The sequence below is a fragment of the Niveispirillum sp. FG156 genome (assembly GCF_057809555.1).
The window spans coordinates 22,365-40,191 of record NZ_JBMDKE010000048.1; the positions used below are offsets into that span (position 1 = coordinate 22,365).

At 65.6% G+C, this 17,827-nt stretch carries 26 protein-coding genes; 12 read left to right on the plus strand and 14 right to left on the minus strand.

Going from position 1 to position 17,827, the window contains the following annotated elements; all coding sequences use genetic code 11:
• Positions 1 to 187: 187 nt before the first annotated feature.
• From ACODSP_RS24160 to ACODSP_RS24175, 4 genes are read right to left on the minus strand one after another with little or no spacing between them, the layout of a single operon-like run.
• A complete protein-coding gene (locus tag ACODSP_RS24160; RefSeq protein ID WP_488968087.1) occupies positions 188 to 1,924 on the minus strand; it encodes a DNA primase family protein in 1,737 nt (578 codons plus the stop codon).
• Positions 1,921 to 2,862, minus strand: a complete 942-nt coding sequence (locus tag ACODSP_RS24165; RefSeq protein ID WP_488968088.1) for a hypothetical protein — start codon at positions 2,860 to 2,862, stop codon at positions 1,921 to 1,923. The genes ACODSP_RS24160 and ACODSP_RS24165 overlap by 4 nt, the downstream gene beginning before the upstream one ends.
• Positions 2,859 to 3,065 (minus strand): hypothetical protein, encoded by a 207-nt coding sequence (locus ACODSP_RS24170; RefSeq protein WP_488968089.1) that lies wholly within the window; start codon positions 3,063 to 3,065, stop codon positions 2,859 to 2,861. Before ACODSP_RS24170 ends, ACODSP_RS24165 begins: the two co-directional genes overlap by 4 nt.
• Positions 3,062 to 4,147 (minus strand): CHC2 zinc finger domain-containing protein, encoded by a 1,086-nt coding sequence (locus ACODSP_RS24175; RefSeq protein ID WP_488968090.1) that lies wholly within the window; start codon positions 4,145 to 4,147, stop codon positions 3,062 to 3,064. The genes ACODSP_RS24170 and ACODSP_RS24175 overlap by 4 nt, the downstream gene beginning before the upstream one ends.
• Positions 4,148 to 4,228: 81 nt before the next feature.
• Here ACODSP_RS24175 and ACODSP_RS24180 point away from each other — a divergent pair, with 81 nt between their 5' ends.
• Both ACODSP_RS24180 and ACODSP_RS24185 read left to right on the plus strand, forming a co-directional pair.
• Complete coding sequence (locus ACODSP_RS24180) at positions 4,229 to 4,489, plus strand: type II toxin-antitoxin system RelE family toxin (RefSeq protein WP_488968091.1); 261 nt, start codon at positions 4,229 to 4,231, stop codon at positions 4,487 to 4,489.
• Entirely contained in the window at positions 4,486 to 4,869 is a 384-nt protein-coding gene (locus tag ACODSP_RS24185) for a helix-turn-helix domain-containing protein (RefSeq protein ID WP_488968092.1), read from the plus strand. The genes ACODSP_RS24180 and ACODSP_RS24185 overlap by 4 nt, the downstream gene beginning before the upstream one ends.
• A gap of 2 nt (positions 4,870 to 4,871) precedes the next feature.
• Here ACODSP_RS24185 and ACODSP_RS24190 read toward each other — a convergent pair whose 3' ends face one another.
• From ACODSP_RS24190 to ACODSP_RS24230, 9 genes are read right to left on the minus strand one after another with little or no spacing between them, the layout of a single operon-like run.
• Positions 4,872 to 5,153, minus strand: coding sequence for a hypothetical protein (locus ACODSP_RS24190; RefSeq protein ID WP_488968093.1), 282 nt, complete (start codon positions 5,151 to 5,153; stop codon positions 4,872 to 4,874).
• The gene (locus ACODSP_RS24195) at positions 5,150 to 5,788 is read right to left on the minus strand and encodes a hypothetical protein (protein WP_488968094.1); all 639 of its coding nucleotides are present in this window, start codon (positions 5,786 to 5,788) and stop codon (positions 5,150 to 5,152) included. Before ACODSP_RS24195 ends, ACODSP_RS24190 begins: the two co-directional genes overlap by 4 nt.
• Entirely contained in the window at positions 5,785 to 6,024 is a 240-nt protein-coding gene (locus ACODSP_RS24200) for a hypothetical protein (protein WP_488968095.1), read from the minus strand. The genes ACODSP_RS24195 and ACODSP_RS24200 overlap by 4 nt, the downstream gene beginning before the upstream one ends.
• Positions 6,021 to 6,503 (minus strand): hypothetical protein, encoded by a 483-nt coding sequence (locus tag ACODSP_RS24205; protein ID WP_488968096.1) that lies wholly within the window; start codon positions 6,501 to 6,503, stop codon positions 6,021 to 6,023. Before ACODSP_RS24205 ends, ACODSP_RS24200 begins: the two co-directional genes overlap by 4 nt.
• On the minus strand, positions 6,490 to 6,864 hold the full coding sequence (locus tag ACODSP_RS24210; protein ID WP_488968097.1) for a hypothetical protein: 375 nt from the start codon (positions 6,862 to 6,864) through the stop codon (positions 6,490 to 6,492). Before ACODSP_RS24210 ends, ACODSP_RS24205 begins: the two co-directional genes overlap by 14 nt.
• Positions 6,852 to 7,022, minus strand: coding sequence for a hypothetical protein (locus ACODSP_RS24215; RefSeq protein ID WP_488968098.1), 171 nt, complete (start codon positions 7,020 to 7,022; stop codon positions 6,852 to 6,854). The genes ACODSP_RS24210 and ACODSP_RS24215 overlap by 13 nt, the downstream gene beginning before the upstream one ends.
• Positions 7,019 to 7,552: a hypothetical protein gene (locus tag ACODSP_RS24220; protein WP_488968099.1), complete on the minus strand. Its 534-nt coding sequence runs from the start codon at positions 7,550 to 7,552 to the stop codon at positions 7,019 to 7,021. Before ACODSP_RS24220 ends, ACODSP_RS24215 begins: the two co-directional genes overlap by 4 nt.
• On the minus strand, positions 7,545 to 7,943 hold the full coding sequence (locus tag ACODSP_RS24225; protein WP_488968100.1) for a hypothetical protein: 399 nt from the start codon (positions 7,941 to 7,943) through the stop codon (positions 7,545 to 7,547). Before ACODSP_RS24225 ends, ACODSP_RS24220 begins: the two co-directional genes overlap by 8 nt.
• Entirely contained in the window at positions 7,940 to 8,158 is a 219-nt protein-coding gene (locus ACODSP_RS24230) for a hypothetical protein (protein ID WP_488968101.1), read from the minus strand. The genes ACODSP_RS24225 and ACODSP_RS24230 overlap by 4 nt, the downstream gene beginning before the upstream one ends.
• A 118-nt stretch (positions 8,159 to 8,276) precedes the next feature.
• Between ACODSP_RS24230 and ACODSP_RS24235 the strand changes: the two genes are divergently transcribed.
• On the plus strand, positions 8,277 to 8,633 hold the full coding sequence (locus ACODSP_RS24235; protein WP_488968102.1) for a helix-turn-helix domain-containing protein: 357 nt from the start codon (positions 8,277 to 8,279) through the stop codon (positions 8,631 to 8,633).
• A gap of 462 nt (positions 8,634 to 9,095) precedes the next feature.
• Here ACODSP_RS24235 and ACODSP_RS24240 read toward each other — a convergent pair whose 3' ends face one another.
• A complete protein-coding gene (locus ACODSP_RS24240; protein ID WP_488968103.1) occupies positions 9,096 to 9,473 on the minus strand; it encodes a helix-turn-helix domain-containing protein in 378 nt (125 codons plus the stop codon).
• A gap of 286 nt (positions 9,474 to 9,759) precedes the next feature.
• Between ACODSP_RS24240 and ACODSP_RS24245 the strand changes: the two genes are divergently transcribed.
• The 9 genes from ACODSP_RS24245 (at position 9,760) to ACODSP_RS24285 (ending at position 17,825) form a co-directional block, all read left to right on the plus strand.
• The gene (locus tag ACODSP_RS24245; protein ID WP_488968104.1) at positions 9,760 to 10,419 is read left to right on the plus strand and encodes a hypothetical protein; all 660 of its coding nucleotides are present in this window, start codon (positions 9,760 to 9,762) and stop codon (positions 10,417 to 10,419) included.
• A gap of 11 nt (positions 10,420 to 10,430) precedes the next feature.
• Positions 10,431 to 10,709, plus strand: coding sequence for a hypothetical protein (locus ACODSP_RS24250; protein ID WP_488968105.1), 279 nt, complete (start codon positions 10,431 to 10,433; stop codon positions 10,707 to 10,709).
• A complete protein-coding gene (locus tag ACODSP_RS24255) occupies positions 10,706 to 10,927 on the plus strand; it encodes a hypothetical protein (protein WP_488968106.1) in 222 nt (73 codons plus the stop codon). Before ACODSP_RS24250 ends, ACODSP_RS24255 begins: the two co-directional genes overlap by 4 nt.
• A 60-nt stretch (positions 10,928 to 10,987) precedes the next feature.
• The gene (locus ACODSP_RS24260) at positions 10,988 to 11,452 is read left to right on the plus strand and encodes a hypothetical protein (RefSeq protein WP_488968107.1); all 465 of its coding nucleotides are present in this window, start codon (positions 10,988 to 10,990) and stop codon (positions 11,450 to 11,452) included.
• Positions 11,452 to 13,470, plus strand: a complete 2,019-nt coding sequence (locus ACODSP_RS24265; protein ID WP_488968108.1) for a ParB/RepB/Spo0J family partition protein — start codon at positions 11,452 to 11,454, stop codon at positions 13,468 to 13,470. Before ACODSP_RS24260 ends, ACODSP_RS24265 begins: the two co-directional genes overlap by 1 nt.
• Positions 13,463 to 15,577 (plus strand): DNA cytosine methyltransferase, encoded by a 2,115-nt coding sequence (locus ACODSP_RS24270; RefSeq protein ID WP_488968109.1) that lies wholly within the window; start codon positions 13,463 to 13,465, stop codon positions 15,575 to 15,577. The genes ACODSP_RS24265 and ACODSP_RS24270 overlap by 8 nt, the downstream gene beginning before the upstream one ends.
• A gap of 195 nt (positions 15,578 to 15,772) precedes the next feature.
• Complete coding sequence (locus ACODSP_RS24275; protein WP_488968110.1) at positions 15,773 to 16,609, plus strand: DNA adenine methylase; 837 nt, start codon at positions 15,773 to 15,775, stop codon at positions 16,607 to 16,609.
• Between the two features lie 41 nt (positions 16,610 to 16,650).
• The gene (locus ACODSP_RS24280; protein WP_488968111.1) at positions 16,651 to 17,400 is read left to right on the plus strand and encodes a hypothetical protein; all 750 of its coding nucleotides are present in this window, start codon (positions 16,651 to 16,653) and stop codon (positions 17,398 to 17,400) included.
• Between the two features lie 14 nt (positions 17,401 to 17,414).
• Positions 17,415 to 17,825, plus strand: coding sequence for a hypothetical protein (locus tag ACODSP_RS24285; RefSeq protein WP_488968112.1), 411 nt, complete (start codon positions 17,415 to 17,417; stop codon positions 17,823 to 17,825).
• Positions 17,826 to 17,827: the final 2 nt, after the last annotated feature.

Consider the following 17,827-nt stretch of genomic DNA (forward strand, 5'->3'; position numbering starts at 1 on the left):
CACATATGAATATCCCATCCCCCACACCCCCTTTTCATGCGCGCACCTGCGCGAAACCCTCCGAACTATCCGAACTATCCAGAAGGCGCGGGCTGCCTCACCCGTTTGCCCTGCCAACTATCCGGAGGGTTGGAGGGTTCAGGACAGAGCCACAACCAAGGAAGGGGCGTGGGGAAGGATCGGGGCATCATTGTCCCTCACTCCAGGCAAAGCCGCCGGGCGTCCAGGCCACGTCCAGGTAAAGAACGTTGCCCGACGTCTTCTTCTTTAACGACGTTGCCAGCCGCCGCCCCAGTGCAGTCCCCGACCAGGGTTCATGCCCGTTATAGGTGCACCAGGCCTTGTACGTGCTGTACATCTCCGCCCCGGTGATGTTGCGCCCAGGGAATGGCATGATGCAGGCTTTGATGAAATTCCCCACCGGATCGCTGGCCGACCGGTACTCCGCCGTCTCGGCCCGCACGCTGTCCGGCTCGTTCAGCCCCTCCATGGCATAGTCCAGCCATCCGGCCACCAGCCACGCCGCGACCACCGACAATTCGTCCTTGATGATACGCGGCACCATCGTGTCATCGCGCAACCGGGCATGCTTGTTTTCGGGCAGGTCAAGCTCATGGGCATGCACCCATTTCTGCTTGAATTCCAACACCTTCAACCGTCGCCACGTCCCCCCATCCGCGCCCTTCACGATGGGCTTCTCATTGCATTGCAGGGTCAGACGGTGCTGCGGCACAAAGCTGATAAAATGCTGGTGCAACTGCCGAACACGCAGCACCGTGCGCTCCGTCAACTGCTTCAACTGCCCGGTATCCAGCTTCATGCCGCCTTCCGGCTCGCTGGCCACCACCATGCGCCGTCCTGGTAGCTCGGCCAGATCGGGCCGGGCATCACTGCCCCGCCGACTATCATCGGATTTCAGGCTTTCCACGGGCAACCGCATGGCATAATCGCCGGTCGCGGCCTCCACGCACTCGATCACCACGGACTTACCGTTGCTGCCCCCGCCCGCCATGATCAACATGGCCTGTTCATGCGGCGGGCCGCCGGTACAGTACCCGAACCACCGCCGGGCATAGCGGCGCTGATCATCATCAGGCAGGATCTCGGAAAGCGCGCGTTCCCACTCGCTCCCCGCCCCGCCATCGCCGATATCGATCAGCAGATTTTCATCCCACGGCGCCCCCATGCACCGGGTCAGAAGGTCCTGCGGGTCATGCGCGCGGAACTGCACGCGCGACGGTGCCTCCCCGGCACGCGGGCACAGCTCCAATGTCCCGTTGGGGAAATTCAACAGATACGGCTTGGCATCCAACTCCTGGATATCCCGCTTCAACGCGGGCTCCGCCTGGGCCAGCATGCTGGTGGTGCGCGCGGCATTGCCGCTATTGACCGACCATTTCAACAGGCCGGAAACCTCCTTGGCGACAATGGCCAGGATATCACCCTGCGGGTTGTTGCTCTGCGCCCGCCACCCAGCCGGCACAAGGCCCAGACGCTGCGCCTCCTCCTGATACTGCGCCCCTTCCAGAAACCGGAAATAGGCGCGCAGGGCCTCGGCCTCCCGCGCAATGGCAAGGGCCGCGTCATGGGCGCGCTGCTTGGCATCGTACATGCCATGCTCGCCACGCCACCGCGTGCCGTCCCAGGCATACCAGCCGGCATTGACCACGAACATCAACCCCTGCCCGAACCGCGCCAACAACCGCTGGGCATTGCCCCAATCATTGCGCGGCAACCGCGACAGACGCAGATCCAGCGGGTCACTGTCGCGCAGCTCCACCACGCCACCCGGCCCACCCTCGCCGTCATCCTCCCCGCCATCCATCTCAGGCGCCGCTTGCGGGCGTGGCTTGTCCTCTGGCGGCACCCATCCCTCGGGCGCCTTAAACGGGGTGGCTGCCTCAAACGCATCAAATCCGTTCATCGCCCACCCTCACTTTCCCAGGCCGAAATCGCCGCCTCCATTTCCAGTTTCTCGATCAGGGCGCGCGGCTTGCCCGGTACGGGCGACCAGGCCCAGGGCAGGGCGATATCGGCCCGCCGCAACCCCCGCGCATGTCCCGCCGACAGGTGCCACCCCGCCCGCATAATCTCGTTCTCCCGCTTGGCCGGGCTGACCTTCAGCCGCCACAGGGCCAGGTACAGGCTGCTCAAACCCGCCGGCACATCCACCTTGCGCGCGGCGGCCAGATCGGGCACCGCCCACACCGCACCGGGTGCGTCCAGCAGGACGGTCAGCGCGCATTCCAGGGTGACGGCCACCGTCATCCCTTCGCCAGCCTCACCGAACTGAATGGCCTGGCCATCGGCCTCACCCAGATACCAATGGGCCGACAGCGCCCGCCCCGGATCATCGGGATCGGCAATCCGCGCCAGATCGGACCCATCCGGTTCCAGCCACACACCCATGATGGCCTTGGGCTTGCCCTTACCAAAGGCCGCCACCAGACACGGATGACGGCCCATATCATGCTGTCGCCCGCTGCGGTCCCGGTGCAGCCAGGGCATGACCCCGACCCGCAGCCGCTTCAGCTTGGGCAAGGCATAGCGAAGTTCCTCGGGGCCCACGAACCGCGCGATATAGGCGATGCCGGCGCGCACACCCTTCAGCAAGGGCACGCAATCTTCCCAGATGCGCGCGGCCTCTTTCTTATCCTTGTCCTTGTCATTGGCGGCGATGGCATCGGCCACCTTCACCCGCCGGCGCGCGCCGGCCTTCCGCACGGGCGACACGGGCAGCCCCGATGCCGGCGGTTCGGGCCGCAAACGCGCCGCAACCGGGGCAGGTTCCGGCATCGGCGCGAACCCATCCATGAGTTTGGCCGCCGCCACGATGGCGCGAATGGCGTCCAACCCGCTCATAACAGCGATCCTTGCGTCGTCCTGCCTATGGGCACGGTGGGCGCGGTCGGAACGGGCAGCGACAGCCGATTTTCACCCTCCCCGCGATGGGCGGCGCAGGTCCAGAACAGGGGCGCATGCCGGTTGCGGCCATAACCCCAATGGGCCACGGCCCCGCACAGGGCGCAGCGATGGATGGGCGGTATGGTCAGGGCACGGCTCATGCGGCCCCCATGATCATATCGTTGAAATCCTGACCCGCCGGCGGCCACGCCACCCGCACGCGCACACCTTGGGCCGTGAACCGCCGCGCCGCACGCTCCACCAGGGCCTCGCCCGTGGGCCGGTCGCCATCGGCATCGGCCAGGATGATCACCTCCTCCACCCCGGCGGGCAGGCGCATGCCGGGCTTGTCCATGTCTGGATAGACGGTGGGCAGGGGCTTGCCCGACACCGGATGCGGGCGCACCGGCCCATCCTCATGGCCATTGCCGGCAACATTACCCAGACTGCCCGCAACCCAGATCGCCAGATCCGGACAGGCCAGCCGCACCGACAACCCTGTCTCGATCCCTTCCGCCACGGCCAGGGTCCGGGCAGGTGGCGCAAAACGGATGGCACAGCCCCAGGCCGGGCCGAACATCTTCTTCGCCTTGGGCACATCGGCCTTGCGCCCATCCGGCCCCAGATAGGTGACATGCACCGCTCTGATTTCTCGGTCTACGCTCTGAAATGCAGCAATCTGGGCTGCGAAAGTGCCCTTGCACAGGCTGCCATCGTCGCGATGCTGCTTATAGGCAAGGGCCGGCGCAAAGCGCAGGCTGGGCAGATCATCGGCGGGGCAGCATCCCCGCCCGCGCAGATAATCCTCCACAACCGTCCCGCGCCAATGCCGCCCCGCCGCCCATTTATCCCGCGCCCCCTGGATGCGAAACGCCAGCAACTGATCCTGATCTTCCGGCGCTTGCCGCTTCACCACGGGGCGCAGCACGATCTCCGGCGGCGGCCCATCATCACCGGGCACCGACAGCCCGGCCCGCGCCGCCAGATAGCGAACGGCATCCATGAATATCAGGCTCTCATAGCGCATGATGAAGCCGATGGCGTCGCCATGGGCGCCGCACCCGAAGCAATGCACGAAGGCCTTGTCTTCATTGACGGTGAAGCTGCCTGACTTCTCATGATGGAACGGACAGCACCCGATCCACTCCCGCCCGGACCGCCGCACCTTCACGCGCTCTTTCACGATCTCCACCAGCGACGTGCGCGCTCGCAGCTCGGCCATGAATACCGGGGGAAGGTTCATGACACCCTCACAGCGCTATAATTTTCGCTATTTGCGAAATAACCCCTTGCAATCTTGTTCGCTATTTGCGAAATTACACTCATGAAGCTCGTGATCGAAAAAGCCGCCCAGAAGGGCCTCGACAAAATGCCGCCAGCGGCCCGAACGGCGCTGTTCACCAAGCTCCACGCCGTGGCTGCGGCACCTTTCGCTTCCCATCCCTTCGACGTGAAGGCGATGAAGGGCGAAAAGGACACGTTCCGCATCCGCCAGGGCGACTGGCGCGCCGTGTATGTCGTGGTCCGCATCAACGACACGGTGCGCGTCCGCATCGTCGAAATCAGAGGGGAAGTGTACAAATGAACGCCATCCGGCCCATCGCCACCACCGACGACACCGTCACCCTGTCCAAGGCCGATTATGAGGCGCTGTTGGAGGAGTTGGAGGAGGCCCACGACCGGGCGCGCTTGCGCCAGGTCGAAGCCGACCTTGCCGCCGGTCGGACGGAGGAAATCCCGTTCGACATGGCCATGGCCCTGTGCGACGGCGCGAACCCGGTTCGCACCTGGCGCAAATATCGCGGGCTGACGGCGGGCGATCTGGCGGCACAGGTCGGCATATCCAGGGCCTACCTGTCCGAGATCGAAAGCGGCAAAAAGCCCGGTTCCGTGGCGGTCCTGTCGCAGATCGCCAAGGCCCTGAACCTGGACATGGACGATCTGGTTCGCGGTGCCACCGCCTGACATCACGCCACGCATCGCAGCACCCTGACCTTCGGGGGCGGCACTGCCGGCACATAGGCCCGAACCACCACCACCCGCCGCGCCCGCTCCGCGCGCATGCGCCACACATCGGCGCTGTCGATCAACTGCACCAGGCGCAGCGAAAGATCATCCAGACGCAGCCGCCCCTTGCGCGCCCGCATCCCCAGCGCTTGGCGCACTTCGTCATCCAGCAGGGCCAGGGGGCGGCGTTCGGCGATCAGCATCGCCAAGGCCAGGCCGCGCAGCGTGTCGATGTCGGTCATGCAGCATCCCTCCCCGCCGCCACCGCCGCCGGGATCTCCACAACCACATGCGACCCGCGCCGGCCATACCCATCGGGTGACCAGACATACCAGTCGTAGTTGATCATAGGCCGGTTCGCGCGCTTTGGCCCCGCGCCCTGTTCCGCCGGATCAAACCACAGGGGCCGCGCCGTGGGCACGATCACCCGGTCATACGGGCCGGCCACGCCGAACAGGTCTGCCCGCCCCGATCCGGCGGTACACCAATCATGCGACAGCAGCATCATGACCGTGCCGCCCACGGGTGCCATCAGGTTGATGGCATGGCGCACGAACGGCTCCGTAAGACCCTTCTGGAAGGGCGGATTGGTGATGATCCGCGTCACCCCATCGGGCGCGCGGCGAAAGGCAAAGAAATCCTGCACCAGACAGGGCCAGCCCCAATCGAAAATGTCGGACGCGAACACGGTTCGCCCGCGCTCTGCCAGGGCGCGGCAGATATGGCCCGCCCCACAGGCCGGTTCCCAATCCGCCCCCTCGGGTGCCGGCCCATGGTCCAGCCCCACATCGATCAGCCAGCGTTCGCGCGTGAAATAGGCGTTCAGATGCAGGCGCTGTTGTGGCGGGCGATATCGAAATGACCGTTGCGTCATCATCGGCCCTCGACCGGGCGCGAAGAAGCCCTTGCCAGGAACGCAGCCTGTCGGCGCAAGCGTGCCGCCGCATCCGCCGCGCGCTCCATCTTGGCGGCGGCCCGCCGTTGCCGGGCCAGCTCCGCGCGTCGCTCCTCCTCCACCTCATCCGCCATGATCTGCGCCATGTTTCGGTGGTTCAGGAATGGAAACGGCCCCACCGCCGCACGCGCCGGACCCCGGTCAAACGCCCGGCTCATACCGCACCACCATCGCGGCCACCCGCCGCCAGCTCCGCGCGCAGCACACTAAGGCGCTGGGTCAACCCCGCGACGATCTCCCGCTGATACATCCGCTCCCGCGATGCCGCGTTGCGGGCGCGCGGATAGCGTTGCAGCAGGATGGCATCCCGCGCTGCCGGGTGAAGCTGGCCCGACAGAACCGCCAGCGCCTGCAAAACCGCCAGAACCGCCATGCCATTCCACACGGGCGACAGCGCCTCCAACCGGTCCAGGGGCAGTCCGGCGCGGATCAACCCATCCGCCGCCATGATGCCGGCCAGGGTCCAGACCGGGGCCGCAGCTTCATCCAGCACGCGCACCCCGCGCAGCCCCTCCATCTCAAACCGCAGAACCACCACCACATCCATCATATCGCCCAGCGACAGGGGATGCGTGATCTCCACGGTGCGCAGCGGGTTCAGACCCCGGTCCACCAACAGGCTGCTACAGATCGACATGGGATTCCTCCAAACCTTCGCGCGGCACCGCCGCCGCCACGCCATTGCCGCCCCGGCCCCGGAACCGCCACGGGCGGCCCGCCGGCGTGCGTACCGCGTGCAGCATCTCCGCCCGGTTGAAATCGTTCATGGCCGTTTGCAGATCGGCCACCGTCTGCGCCCCCGGTGCCGTGGCGCATACCTGTGCCGCCACCCGGAACCGGGCGCGTGCCACGCTCTCCCCCTCCACCGCCTGCATCTGGCCGGCGGCCCGGCGCAGATCGGACAGCGCCCGCGCATCCTGCGGCGACAGGCACAGCCGGCAGGCCGCCATCAACGCCGCCGTCTCAGGGTTCAGATCGCGCTCGCTCACGGCTGCCATGGCATCGCCTCCCTGAACCGCAACAGGACCGCCACCGCCACCGCGCCGATCAAGTAGATCATCAGCACGCCCTGCAGGACGATCAGTCCCCAGGCGATGCGCGGGCGAGGCTTCTCACTGTCCTGCACCGCCTCCCGTGCCAGCGGCGGCGGGCTCATGATCCACCCCCGGCCAGACGCAGGCGGGGCGGCACCGTGAAGCGGCGGCCCCTGCCCGACTGGTACCGCTGCGCCACCTCCACGAACCGGCCCAGGCTGACATCGATGCGTGCCTGTTCGGCGGCATCGATGCGGCCATCATCGGCCAGGGCCTGCGCCATCTCATGACCGAATTCGGCGGCGGCGGCATTGACATGGAAAAGCCCGGTTTCATCGGGCACCAGCCAATCCATGCCCCCCATGCCGATGGGCCGCAGCAACTGGTTGACCAGCTCCGGACCCAGCAGCGCGGCCAGCCGCATGAACTGCCACAGATGCGCGACATTCTTCTCCGACATCCAGGAACCCAGGGTGTTGGGGTTGATCCCCGCGCCCTCGCACACATCCTCCCGCCCGAAATCCTTGCCGCGCCCCACCTGCCGGCGCAGGGCATCGGTGAACCATTCCTGCACCATCTCCGCCGTGATGGCGGCGGGCGGCACTCTGGTGCCACCACCACCGGCAATGCACTTCTTTGGTGTGTCATCCATGATCTTTTCCTTCCATGCTGGAAGGGTGGATAGGCCGCCCGGCGGCACCGGCATCCGATGGGGGGACGACATGGCCTGGACAGAAGGGGGATATGAAGAAAATGTTCTGGCCCCGCGCCGCGCCCTGCGCCTGCGCATGGCCGACACAATCGACCGCGCGGTGGAAGGCGCCGGCATCCAGGCGCGCCCAATGGTCGGAGCCGAAGTTGGGCGTGGACAGCCACACCGGCTTCGCTCCCTCGCGGACCACCTGCGGCAACAGGTCTGGATATGACGGATCAAGAAGGACGGGGCGGGCCTCTCTGTCGCACAGCGGCCCGCCCCGCCAGGTGTCCCCCGCACGATGACAGGCGGGGGCGGAGGAAGATTGAGGAGAGATGGAGACGGTCATGCGGCACTCCTGCGCGCAGAAACGTAAAGGTCGGGGCGCAGCATCCGGCCCTGGACCTTGCCACCCGTCCATTCCTCGATGGTCGGCAGGACCTTTGGCGGGTAAAGCCTTGCTTTGCCCCACTTTTTCAAAGAGGACAGCGACCATCCGAGGGCGGTTGCTGCGTCCTCAAGGGTCAGGTCGTTGTCTTTGAGGTATTTTCGAAAGGCGTCCATATGAAATGGGTACACAGTTTGTGTCCCTATTTACAACAGAAATCTAACCACCAAACCCCAACAACCGTTCACAGGCAGTGCAATACACAGCCTGTGAACCCGCCGCTATAGTCGGACTATGGTTAAACCGCCGCGCAAATCCGGGCACCGGCTCGTCTCCCAGGTGCCAACCGGGCCGCACGCCAACCGTTTGGGACAGGCGCGCGTCAAGGCAGGCATGTCCCAATCCGAACTCATTGAACGGACCGGTCTTTCCGAAAGCTACGTGAAACAGATGGAATCGGGTCGGCGCGCCCTGACCGCCGAAGCGTTGTTGGCCCTTTCGCAGGCCTTGTCCTGCGCACCCGAAGACATTGCAATGCCTGACCCGGACCCGCAGATCAAGGAAGCGATCCTGTTGGCGCGCTTTCGCATGATGGCAGAGGATGATCGCCAGCTTTTTCTGGCAACGGCGCGCCGGCTGGCATCCGCATAGCCTCAGCCAACAACGCTTTCTGCGCAGCCGGTGACAGCCTGCGCCACATCCTAATCAGCTCCGCCTCTTCATTTACATGTGCCATTACAACCGCCAGATTATAGCCTGCGCATTCGTTATGTGACTGCTATCCTAGACTATAGGAATACAATAGCAATCCCCCTTCGCGCGGACCCCATCCTAAAGCTCATGTCTGACGCAGATGACGCTGCGGATGAAACATGCATACTATGGCATGCCGTCCCGGTGGGGGAACGACAGTGTGCGGACGGTCCACGGTCGGTGCGGGTGCTCGCCCGCACAAAGGTCGGCGTTGGCAAGCGCCGGCCACCCCACTGGGCGGCTTGCGCAGCCTATCCAAAAGGATGGGTTCTGCGCAACCGCGAAAATGCATGCTACAATAGACCTACGCGCAGCGATTGCATACGGATGTATGCTTCTACGGGTGCGGTTCACGCGCCGTTAATCTTCGCCGCGCAAATTCAGCACCATCAATCGACCCAGGACGATATGGGCGTGGCCCTGCGCCTCTTCGAAGCGACCAAGACGCACCGCCGTCGCCAGATCCGCAACGGTATCGCCCAGTTGCGCCCGCACATCTTCGGGCGGTGACCCTGCCAGGGCCATGACTTCCACCCTGGTTATCGGCGGGGCGCCCTTGCCTGTCAGTGCATCGGCAATGCGCTGACAGATATCAACCGGCAGATATGGCCGTCGATACAGGTCCGCATTCTCATAGCGCTGATAGGATGATGCGCCCCGCCATCCCGCCGCAATCGCCAGCTGGCGCTTTGAAAGCCCCGCCCGGTGGCGCAACGCCCTCAGCTTTTCCGTAACCAATCCCGGCCCCGCCCTTCGCGCTGGATATCGCGCGCCATTGTGCGCGGTGAGGGTGTACGCGGTCGGCGTTGTACTTTAACGCATATCGCGCCAAGCCCCGCTGAATAGCTGGGATTCATGTCCGGCAGTACAGCGGCCTGCTGGGCATACACCTGGCCGCACCGACCTTTTCGGCCTCACCGAACATAGGAGCACATTTTGTGTACCCTTTTTCGCTTGCGAGTGGGGACACAACGTGTGTACCTATTCGCGGGCGACGAACATGGTTCGCCATACGGAGGTCAAAATGCATAGCCCCACCCCCACGGCCCATGGCCTGACCCTGACCATCACCCCACCCAGGGGGCCGCAGCGCGACCATGCGCGCTGGTTGCTGGGCATCCTGTCGCGCGGCGCCCATGCCCTGGGCATCACGATCCTGTCGGCCCGGACGGGGGAGGATGGGCGCGCCCATGCCACGGTCGCCCTGCCCGCCGCCGACACGCGCCGCCGTCCGTTGACGGTGATTGCCCCGGCCCTGGACCCCCTGCCCCTGCTGGCCGCCATCCTCTACCATCCGCTGCCGGCATCGCTGATCCCCGCCGGGCACCGCAATCCAGGCAACCTGACCGCCGCCGCCATGCTCTACCGCGCAGCCATGCTGGCGCGTCCCCTGTCCATTGAATTGGCCATGGCCGGCATCAGCTCCCAACGCGGGGACGATCCCTTGGCCCTGTCGCTCTGCCCTGCCCTGCTGGCCAGCGCCGGCCTGCTGCCCGCCGGCATGGAACCCCAGGCCGCCCTGACCCGCCTGTCCTACCTTCTGGGCTGCGGCCATGGCCGGGTGCGGGTGGGCAACGCCACCATCCATGAAACCATTCTGGTCCCGGCCCAACTGGTCCGCGCCCTGATCGCCAACGACGGCACCCTGCCCCCGCACCCGGCGGCTGATGCGCTGGTAGCGTGAAGGAGGGTCCCGTGCGTATCGATCACAACGGTGCCGGTGAAACCTTCTGGACGATCCGCACACCGCCAGAGTGCGGCGAACTTGACGTCACCCTTCTTGCCACCAAACGCGGACTCCTGTTTGGGAACGATCTGATCCCCTGGACCGCGCTGGACGATGCTCGCACCGCTGCGTTTCACGGCCTGCTACCCCTGACCATCGAGGAGGCCCAGGCCCAAGCGACCAGATGTTCCTGCCACGGTAGCGACGATTACTGCCCGTGCCAGAACGTCCGGATGGGAGGGGCATGATGCGAACCATTAAGCAGGAACGTCATTTCTTCGTTGGCACCCATAAGGGCCACACGCTTGAACTTGAACGCGAACGCAAGGGCCCAATGAAAGGCCGCTGGTACATCCGGGTCTATAACGACCACGGATCTGCATATGACGGACTTGCGCCGGATGCTGTCCGCACAGTGGCGGATGCCAAACGCGAAGCCCGCAAGGGCGCCTGCCTGGACCGGTAACACCTCCCCCAAAACGTAAGCGAACGCCCCTCCATCGCGCAGGGGCGCATGGAGACACGCATGTCCGATCAAGGCCCGCCCGTACCGCTTCCGCAGGATTACGCCACCCTGTCGCAAAGGGATGTCTGCGCCATCCTGGATACGCAGCAATCCACCCTGGCGAAATGGCTGGCCGATCATCCCACACTGCAACCCTATGCGAAGGGGGAGTTCGGGCAGACCTTGCCACGCGGGCGCCACCGCTGGACCGAACTGACCCTGCTGCGTGTCGCGATCTTTGCCGCACTGGCCCATATGAATAAGCCGGTCAAGGGCAAGGCCCTGCTTGCCAAGGCCGCTGATCTGGCCGCCCGGTCTGGGCACATGGATATCGTCTTCATCGCGCCCTACTGGGACAGACAGGCCGCCATCCGCGCCGATCCCACCGCCGGCGCTGCGTGCTGGGCCATTCCCCGCGCCGCGATGCTGAACAAGTTACGTTCAGACGTGGCCGCCTATCTCACCATAAAGAAGGAGGCCGCGTAATGCCCCGTAAAGCAACCAAGCCCGCCGCACCGCCGGACGGCCCCCGCCTGATAACCGACGATCCTGTCCTCGTCTCCCAACTTGCGGGCGTCTTGGCCGAAGCGATGGCAATGGCCCTGGCACCAGACCCCGGCGAAACGCGTGGCGCCTATCTGCGCCGCATGCGGGAGGCGCGGGGCATGACGGTAGAGCAGCTGGCCGAAGCGACGGGCCAGAGCCATTTCAACATCCAGACAGCGGAGGAAAAGCCGTACCGGTTTCCATCGCCACATGCAGACGGCTTCTGGCAATTGGCTGCCGACGCCCTGAACCTGCCCGAAGACGCCTTCCTGTCCGTCCCGGTCACGTTCGACCGCGCACTGGTGGAGGAATTGCCCCCGCCCCCGGTCACGATCCGTAGCCCCGCCCCCGCCCCGCCCCTGACACCCGGCCTGCACTACCTACGGCATGATCAACTGGTGCCCAGCCCCCTGAACGCCCGCAAGCATTTCGATGCAGCCGCGTTGGAGGAAACCGCCGGATCGATCCAGGCCATGGGCCTGCTGCAAAATCTGGTGGCAAAGCCCCTGCCCGATGGGCGGGCAGAACTGGTGTGCGGGGAACGGCGCTGGCGGTCCATCGCCCTGTTGATCGAACGCGGCGATTGGGACGCCACGGCCCCCACCATCCCGGTCATGGTCCGGCAGATGACGGAGGCGCAGCACCGCGCCATCATGTTGATCGAAAACCTTGCCCGCCGCGACCTGACCCCGCTGGAGGAGGCGCGGGGATTTGCCGAACTACAGGCCCTCGACCCCGACACCTACACCACCGACCGCATCGCCGCCGACTGCGGCTTCACCCCGCGCCTGATCCAGCAGCGCTTGGCCCTGCTGCGCCTGCCCGGCCCCGTGCTGACGGCGCTGGACGCCGGGCAGATCAATGTCTCCGCCGCCCGCGCCCTGTGCCGCGCGCCCACGGCGGACATGCAACTGACGATCCTGGCCGGCATCCTGGCCGGTGACCGCCACCTGAAAACCACCGCGGGCATTCAGGAAACGATCACGCGCGGCATGATCCCCATCTCCCGCGCGAAGTTTGACATCCAGGAATACATCGACGCGGCAGACGGGCACGAAGGCGCCCAGATTGTGGAGTTCGAGGGCAACGGCGCCCGCTACTTCCCGAACCCCGAACTATTCCGGGGCCTGCAAGAGGCATGGGCCGAACGCCGCTGCCACGCCCTGCGGGCCGATGGCTGGTCATGGGCGCGCGTGGAACCGACCCTGGCCGCCTGGAAATATGACCGGGTAGATTGCATGGTCCCCGGCGCTGGCTGCGTCATCGTCCTGTCCCCCACCGACGCGTCGGTGACCGAACATACCGGCCTGATCCCGAAACAGACCCAGGCGGCACCCACCGCCCCCACCTGGTCACAGGTCGATATCGAGGAACTGACCAGGCCGCCGGCACCGGCCCCCGCACCCACCGCCCAGCCCGCCACAGCGGCACCCCCACCGTCAGCACCCAACCCCCTGGCGGGCCTCACCCGCGCCGATACGCATATCCACCGTACCGCCATGGATTTCTTCCGGGGCCGGCTGCTGGCGACACTGGCCGCCAACCCCACCGACATGATGATCCTGATGATCCTGGACCGGGGCCGCCCCCATACCGACAGCCTGTTTGAACGGGTCCATAGCGGTGATTGCGTCCTGCCCGTCAGCCTGTTCCACGATGACGATGGCGACCCCGGCCCCCTGTTCCCCGCCGTCACGCATGCAGAGATCGATGACGAGGAAATACCCCCATCGGACAATACCTGTGTGTTCAGCGACCGCGACGCCATGGGCCGCGCCCTGCTGGACCTGATCAAGCAGGGCGACCCCGCCGCCATCGCCGAAACCTGGGCCGCCCTGATGGCCGACACGATCTTCCTGGACAGCGGCGACCTGCACCCCGTCTGGCGCGACTACGCCACCCTGCGCGGCATCCCCCTGCCCGCCCATTTCCAGAATTCCGGGGCCACCCATGCCTGACACCATCCTCTCCACCCCCCATCTGGGCACGCAGCGCTTGACGGTCTTTTCCTTCTGCTGCGGCCTTGGCGGACAGACGCGGGGCTTTCAAAAGGCCGCGATCCGCCTTGGTGCGATCAGCGCCCGCTGGCACTGCATCGGCGGCATCGACAGCGACCCGGCGGGTCTGCGCGACTTTGAACGGCTGACGGGGGCCAAGGGCACGCTGCTGGACCTGTTTGACCGGGACCAATACGAACAATTCCACGGCCACCCGCCCCCGCCCGGATGGCGGGAGGTAACGGCGGATGATATCCGCGCCGCCGCCGGCTATGAGGTACCGGACTGCGTAACCATTTCCGGCCCCTGCAAGGGCCTGTCGGGCCTGCTGTCCTCCAAGGTCGCGGCCACGATGAAGTATCAGGCCCTCAACCGCCTGACGGTGCGCTGCATCATGCTGATGCGGGAGGCATGGGGCGATGACGCCCCCTCCATCGTGCTGTTTGAAAACGTGCCCCGCATCTACACGCGGGGCCGCCATCTGGTGGACCAGATCCTGGCCATCTTCGCGGACTGGGGATTCGCCGCCCGCGAAACCACCCATTGCTGTGGCCGCCTGGGCGGGCTGGCCCAGGGGCGCAAGCGCGCCCTGATCGTTGCCCGCAACGTGGCCAAGGTCCCCGCCTTTTTGTATGAACCGCCGCAGCAGCGCCTGCGTGGCGTGGGCGAAGTCATCGGCCTGCTGCCCCTGCCCGGCGACCCCATCGCCGGCCCCCTGCACCGCGTGCCGCAACTGGCGTGGGAAACCTGGGTCCGTCTGGCCTTCGTGCCGGCCGGCAAGGATTGGCGGGCGCTGAACGACCTGCGCGTGGTTGACGGCAAGCTACAGGATTGGGCCTTGGCACCGGTCGGCACGGCGGCACCATCGGCGCTGGACAACCCGCAAACCGGGCAACTGCATGGCGGGGTGCTTGGCGTCAATGGTTGGGGTGACACGGGCTGCACCGTCACGTCCCGGTCATGGCCGCTGAATGGCACGAACGCCGTGGCCGACCCCCGCACGGGTTACACCCACACCTATAACCAGCTGGGCGTTGGGGCATGGGACAGCCCGGCCTGCACCGTGACGGGACAGAAGGCACCGGGCCAGGGCCGGTTCTCTGTCGCCGACCCGCGACAGACCGGCACCCGCCACAACAATGTGTTCCGGGTAATCCCCTTCGATCACCCGGCCCCGACCGTCACCGCCGGCCACGGCCCCAGCTCCGGCGGCGGCTGCGTCGCCGACCCACGCCCACCCGCCGGCACTCATGGCAAATGGGCAGTGACGCCGATGGACGCACCCACCCGCACCGTGATCAGCGGCTCCACCACAGGACAGGGCGCATCCGCCGTCGCGGATCTCCGCTACCCATGGGGCAGCAACGCGCATATCAACAAGATGGCCGTGCGCGACTGGCACGCCCCCGCCGGCACGGTGACGGGCAGCGACCGGGTGGGCAGCGGGGCGATGTCCGTTGCCGACCCCATGCCCGCCTTCCTGCGCGGACAGGAACGGCGCGACAGCTATCAGACCGGGGGCCATTACGGGGTGCAGGGCTGGACCGACCCGTGCCTGACCATCCCTGCGCACCCCAAGAACAACAATGGCCCCTGGTCCGTTGCCGACCCGCGAACCATGTTCGCCGAACCGGTAAGCCCAGGCCCCACCACCCTGCCCGGCCCCAAGGACAGGGGCGTCTTCCTGATCATCGCGGCGGACGGCACCTGGCATCGCCCCTTCACGACGCTGGACCTTGCCGCATTGCAAAGCCTGCTGGACGTGGAGGCCTATGCCGGCAGCCTTGACCGCTGGCGCCGCGCTTGCCGGCAGGCCACGCGCGATGGCACGCCCCTGCCCGCCCCGCCCGAACCCTGGGATTTGGACGGGAAAAGCGACAGCGCCAAGCGCGAGAGGATCGGCAACGCCATCCCACCCGACAGCGCCGAAGCCATCGCCGTGGAGGTGGGCCGCACCCTGTTGCTGTCCCGTCTGGAACGCACCACCCCCATCGCCAAAACCCCCATCTGGGTCCGCCCGATAACCACGGCCCTGACCCTACCCGCAACGGAGGTGCAAAATGGATAAGGCGTCTAAATTTGAACTACCCGTTCTACGCATGGGGCCGGAGGAGTTTCTCTCTATCCCAGTCTGTCAGAACTGCAACCCACCGCCGGAGCCGGGCACCATGTGGCGTCGGCTTTCCGGCGGCCTTTCAGGTCGCGATAGATGGGTTGTAGGCAGATGGCGTCGCACCAGCGATCAGCGCTGGATTTTAACTGAATGGCTACACCCCATCATCTGCGTGCGGGCCGCATCATGACCGACCGTATCCGCCGCCCCATCAATTATTACGGCAGCAAGGAACGGGTGGCCGGCACGATCCACGAACTGATCCCGCCCGGCATCACAGATTGGGTGGACCTGTTCTGCGGGTCCGCCATCGTGACCCTGTCAAAGCCCCGGCACCAGCGCGAAACCATCAACGATCTGAACAGCGACATCGTCAACCTGTTCGGCGTCCTACGCGATCCGTTGCAGGCACCCGATCTCTATGCCCGCATCGAACTGACCCCCTTTTCAGAGGAGGTGCTGCACCAGGTCTACACCACGCCCGACAGCCACGATCCCGTTGAAAAGGCGTGGCGGTTCCTGGTGGCCAGTTGGTTCGGTCGCGGCGGCGACGCGCACAAGACGGGCTTCCGATGGAGCAAGGGGCAAACCACGGCCCCGGAACGCAGTTGGGCGAAACTGCCCGACCGGTTGGCACCCGTGGCCGACCGGCTGCGCGGTGTCTGCATCCGTCATGAAGATTGGCGAAAGGTCCTGGCCGATTATGCGACGCCCCATTGCCTGATCTATGTCGACCCGCCCTATCAGGGGCCGGTCGGACGCCGCTATGCCATCAAGATGACGGACACTGACCATGCCGATCTGGCCGCCGCCCTGCGCGCCACCCCGGCCCGCGTCATCCTCTCCATGAACCCCGGCACACTCTATGACCAGGCCCCGGCCGATTGGCGCCGCCTGGACATCGATGTGACCGGCGGACGCGCCCAGACCAAGGGCGAAGTCCTGTTCCTGAACTTCGACCCCAACCCCCTTTTCGCCGCCGCCTGAAGGCCGCCGCATGCCCCGGCGCACGGGGCGGAGAAATTGCCATGTCCTACCCCATTGACCCCGCCTTGGTCGAAAATCTCTGCCGCAACTTGGCCATTCAGACGGCAAGCAACACTATCACCCTGCAATGCATGTTCGGTGACACCGATGAAGACTTGGCCGGCGCCGTGTCATCGGCACCTGACCTGATACGACAGGCCGGGCACGATATGGATGTTCTGTTCCCGGTGGAGAGCCGTCCCGTCGCCTCCTTCCCGGAACAGGGTACAAGCGAGTGGAAGGGGCCGGTCACGCAGGCATGGACCCATGCACTGCCCTTCATGCAGCAGACTGTGCTGTTGACCGCCGTGCGCGGCCCCGATGGCGTGGACAAGTACGCACCCATCAAATACCTGCTGCGCTGGTATCGCCGCTGCATCCTGGTCAGCAGCCTTGACGGTTGTATCCTCACAAACCCCTGGGATGAACGCGGCGGTTCTTTCATGGGACCAAGTTACACACCGCTTGACCCCAATGCATCTTGGGAACCCAAGCTGAATGACATACTGGCGGACTACCTGCGCAGGGTCGATAGCACCCCGCACCACTTCCATCTGCACCTAATGCATGCCTTTGAAATCTTGGGCTACAAGCATCCGGACTGGGAAATTCGCACTTGGTTCCACCTTGCCTATGTCCGCCTCGTCCACGACATGCACCTCTGGCCGGAAACGGAAGAACAGTTGGATAAGCGCCTAGGCGACAGCCGCGAAGGCTGGCTTGCCCGTGCCGACGCCGCGACCGTGGCATGATGGAGGGCTGATCCATGATCGACAGCAAACTCCAAGGCGCAGCCTCCCCGCACACTGCCATCACGCAACTTGAACCAACCACCCTGATCAGGACAGCCAACGACGAACAGGTGGCCGCGATCTTCTGGTTTCTGGACGAAGACAACACGGCAGCAGACATGTGCATGGTCGCCGCCGCCTTTGGCTACAGCGCCCAGGCGGTGGCCTTGTCCGACACAGGGCCGGAGGAACTGGACGAAGAACACTGGAATGGAACCAACGTACTCGACCGGTGGCACCCGTGCCCGCCGTCACCCGACCACAAATTGGCGGCCAAGTTCGACAGCGAAGACGGTCCCATCGCATGGTTCATCGCCCCGCTTTCCCGCACCGACCGCGATGCGACCCGCAAGGCGTTCGTCCAGGCGCTGAAGACGGAGGGCTGAGC

Excerpts from the sequence above, each read along its gene's own strand:
- ACODSP_RS24160 (WP_488968087.1), bottom strand. The coding sequence starts at position 1,924 with ATGAACGGATTTGATGCGTTTGAGGCAGCCACCCCGTTTAAGGCGCCC.
- ACODSP_RS24165 (WP_488968088.1), bottom strand. The coding sequence starts at position 2,862 with ATGAGCGGGTTGGACGCCATTCGCGCCATCGTGGCGGCGGCCAAACTC.
- ACODSP_RS24170 (WP_488968089.1), bottom strand. The coding sequence starts at position 3,065 with ATGAGCCGTGCCCTGACCATACCGCCCATCCATCGCTGCGCCCTGTGC.
- ACODSP_RS24175 (WP_488968090.1), bottom strand. The coding sequence starts at position 4,147 with ATGAACCTTCCCCCGGTATTCATGGCCGAGCTGCGAGCGCGCACGTCG.
- ACODSP_RS24180 (WP_488968091.1), top strand. The coding sequence starts at position 4,229 with ATGAAGCTCGTGATCGAAAAAGCCGCCCAGAAGGGCCTCGACAAAATG.
- ACODSP_RS24185 (WP_488968092.1), top strand. The coding sequence starts at position 4,486 with ATGAACGCCATCCGGCCCATCGCCACCACCGACGACACCGTCACCCTG.
- ACODSP_RS24190 (WP_488968093.1), bottom strand. The coding sequence starts at position 5,153 with ATGACCGACATCGACACGCTGCGCGGCCTGGCCTTGGCGATGCTGATC.
- ACODSP_RS24195 (WP_488968094.1), bottom strand. The coding sequence starts at position 5,788 with ATGATGACGCAACGGTCATTTCGATATCGCCCGCCACAACAGCGCCTG.
- ACODSP_RS24200 (WP_488968095.1), bottom strand. The coding sequence starts at position 6,024 with ATGAGCCGGGCGTTTGACCGGGGTCCGGCGCGTGCGGCGGTGGGGCCG.
- ACODSP_RS24205 (WP_488968096.1), bottom strand. The coding sequence starts at position 6,503 with ATGTCGATCTGTAGCAGCCTGTTGGTGGACCGGGGTCTGAACCCGCTG.
- ACODSP_RS24210 (WP_488968097.1), bottom strand. The coding sequence starts at position 6,864 with ATGGCAGCCGTGAGCGAGCGCGATCTGAACCCTGAGACGGCGGCGTTG.
- ACODSP_RS24215 (WP_488968098.1), bottom strand. The coding sequence starts at position 7,022 with ATGAGCCCGCCGCCGCTGGCACGGGAGGCGGTGCAGGACAGTGAGAAG.
- ACODSP_RS24220 (WP_488968099.1), bottom strand. The coding sequence starts at position 7,552 with ATGGATGACACACCAAAGAAGTGCATTGCCGGTGGTGGTGGCACCAGA.
- ACODSP_RS24225 (WP_488968100.1), bottom strand. The coding sequence starts at position 7,943 with ATGACCGTCTCCATCTCTCCTCAATCTTCCTCCGCCCCCGCCTGTCAT.
- ACODSP_RS24230 (WP_488968101.1), bottom strand. The coding sequence starts at position 8,158 with ATGGACGCCTTTCGAAAATACCTCAAAGACAACGACCTGACCCTTGAG.
- ACODSP_RS24235 (WP_488968102.1), top strand. The coding sequence starts at position 8,277 with ATGGTTAAACCGCCGCGCAAATCCGGGCACCGGCTCGTCTCCCAGGTG.
- ACODSP_RS24245 (WP_488968104.1), top strand. The coding sequence starts at position 9,760 with ATGCATAGCCCCACCCCCACGGCCCATGGCCTGACCCTGACCATCACC.
- ACODSP_RS24255 (WP_488968106.1), top strand. The coding sequence starts at position 10,706 with ATGATGCGAACCATTAAGCAGGAACGTCATTTCTTCGTTGGCACCCAT.
- ACODSP_RS24260 (WP_488968107.1), top strand. The coding sequence starts at position 10,988 with ATGTCCGATCAAGGCCCGCCCGTACCGCTTCCGCAGGATTACGCCACC.
- ACODSP_RS24265 (WP_488968108.1), top strand. The coding sequence starts at position 11,452 with ATGCCCCGTAAAGCAACCAAGCCCGCCGCACCGCCGGACGGCCCCCGC.
- ACODSP_RS24270 (WP_488968109.1), top strand. The coding sequence starts at position 13,463 with ATGCCTGACACCATCCTCTCCACCCCCCATCTGGGCACGCAGCGCTTG.
- ACODSP_RS24275 (WP_488968110.1), top strand. The coding sequence starts at position 15,773 with ATGGCTACACCCCATCATCTGCGTGCGGGCCGCATCATGACCGACCGT.
- ACODSP_RS24280 (WP_488968111.1), top strand. The coding sequence starts at position 16,651 with ATGTCCTACCCCATTGACCCCGCCTTGGTCGAAAATCTCTGCCGCAAC.
- ACODSP_RS24285 (WP_488968112.1), top strand. The coding sequence starts at position 17,415 with ATGATCGACAGCAAACTCCAAGGCGCAGCCTCCCCGCACACTGCCATC.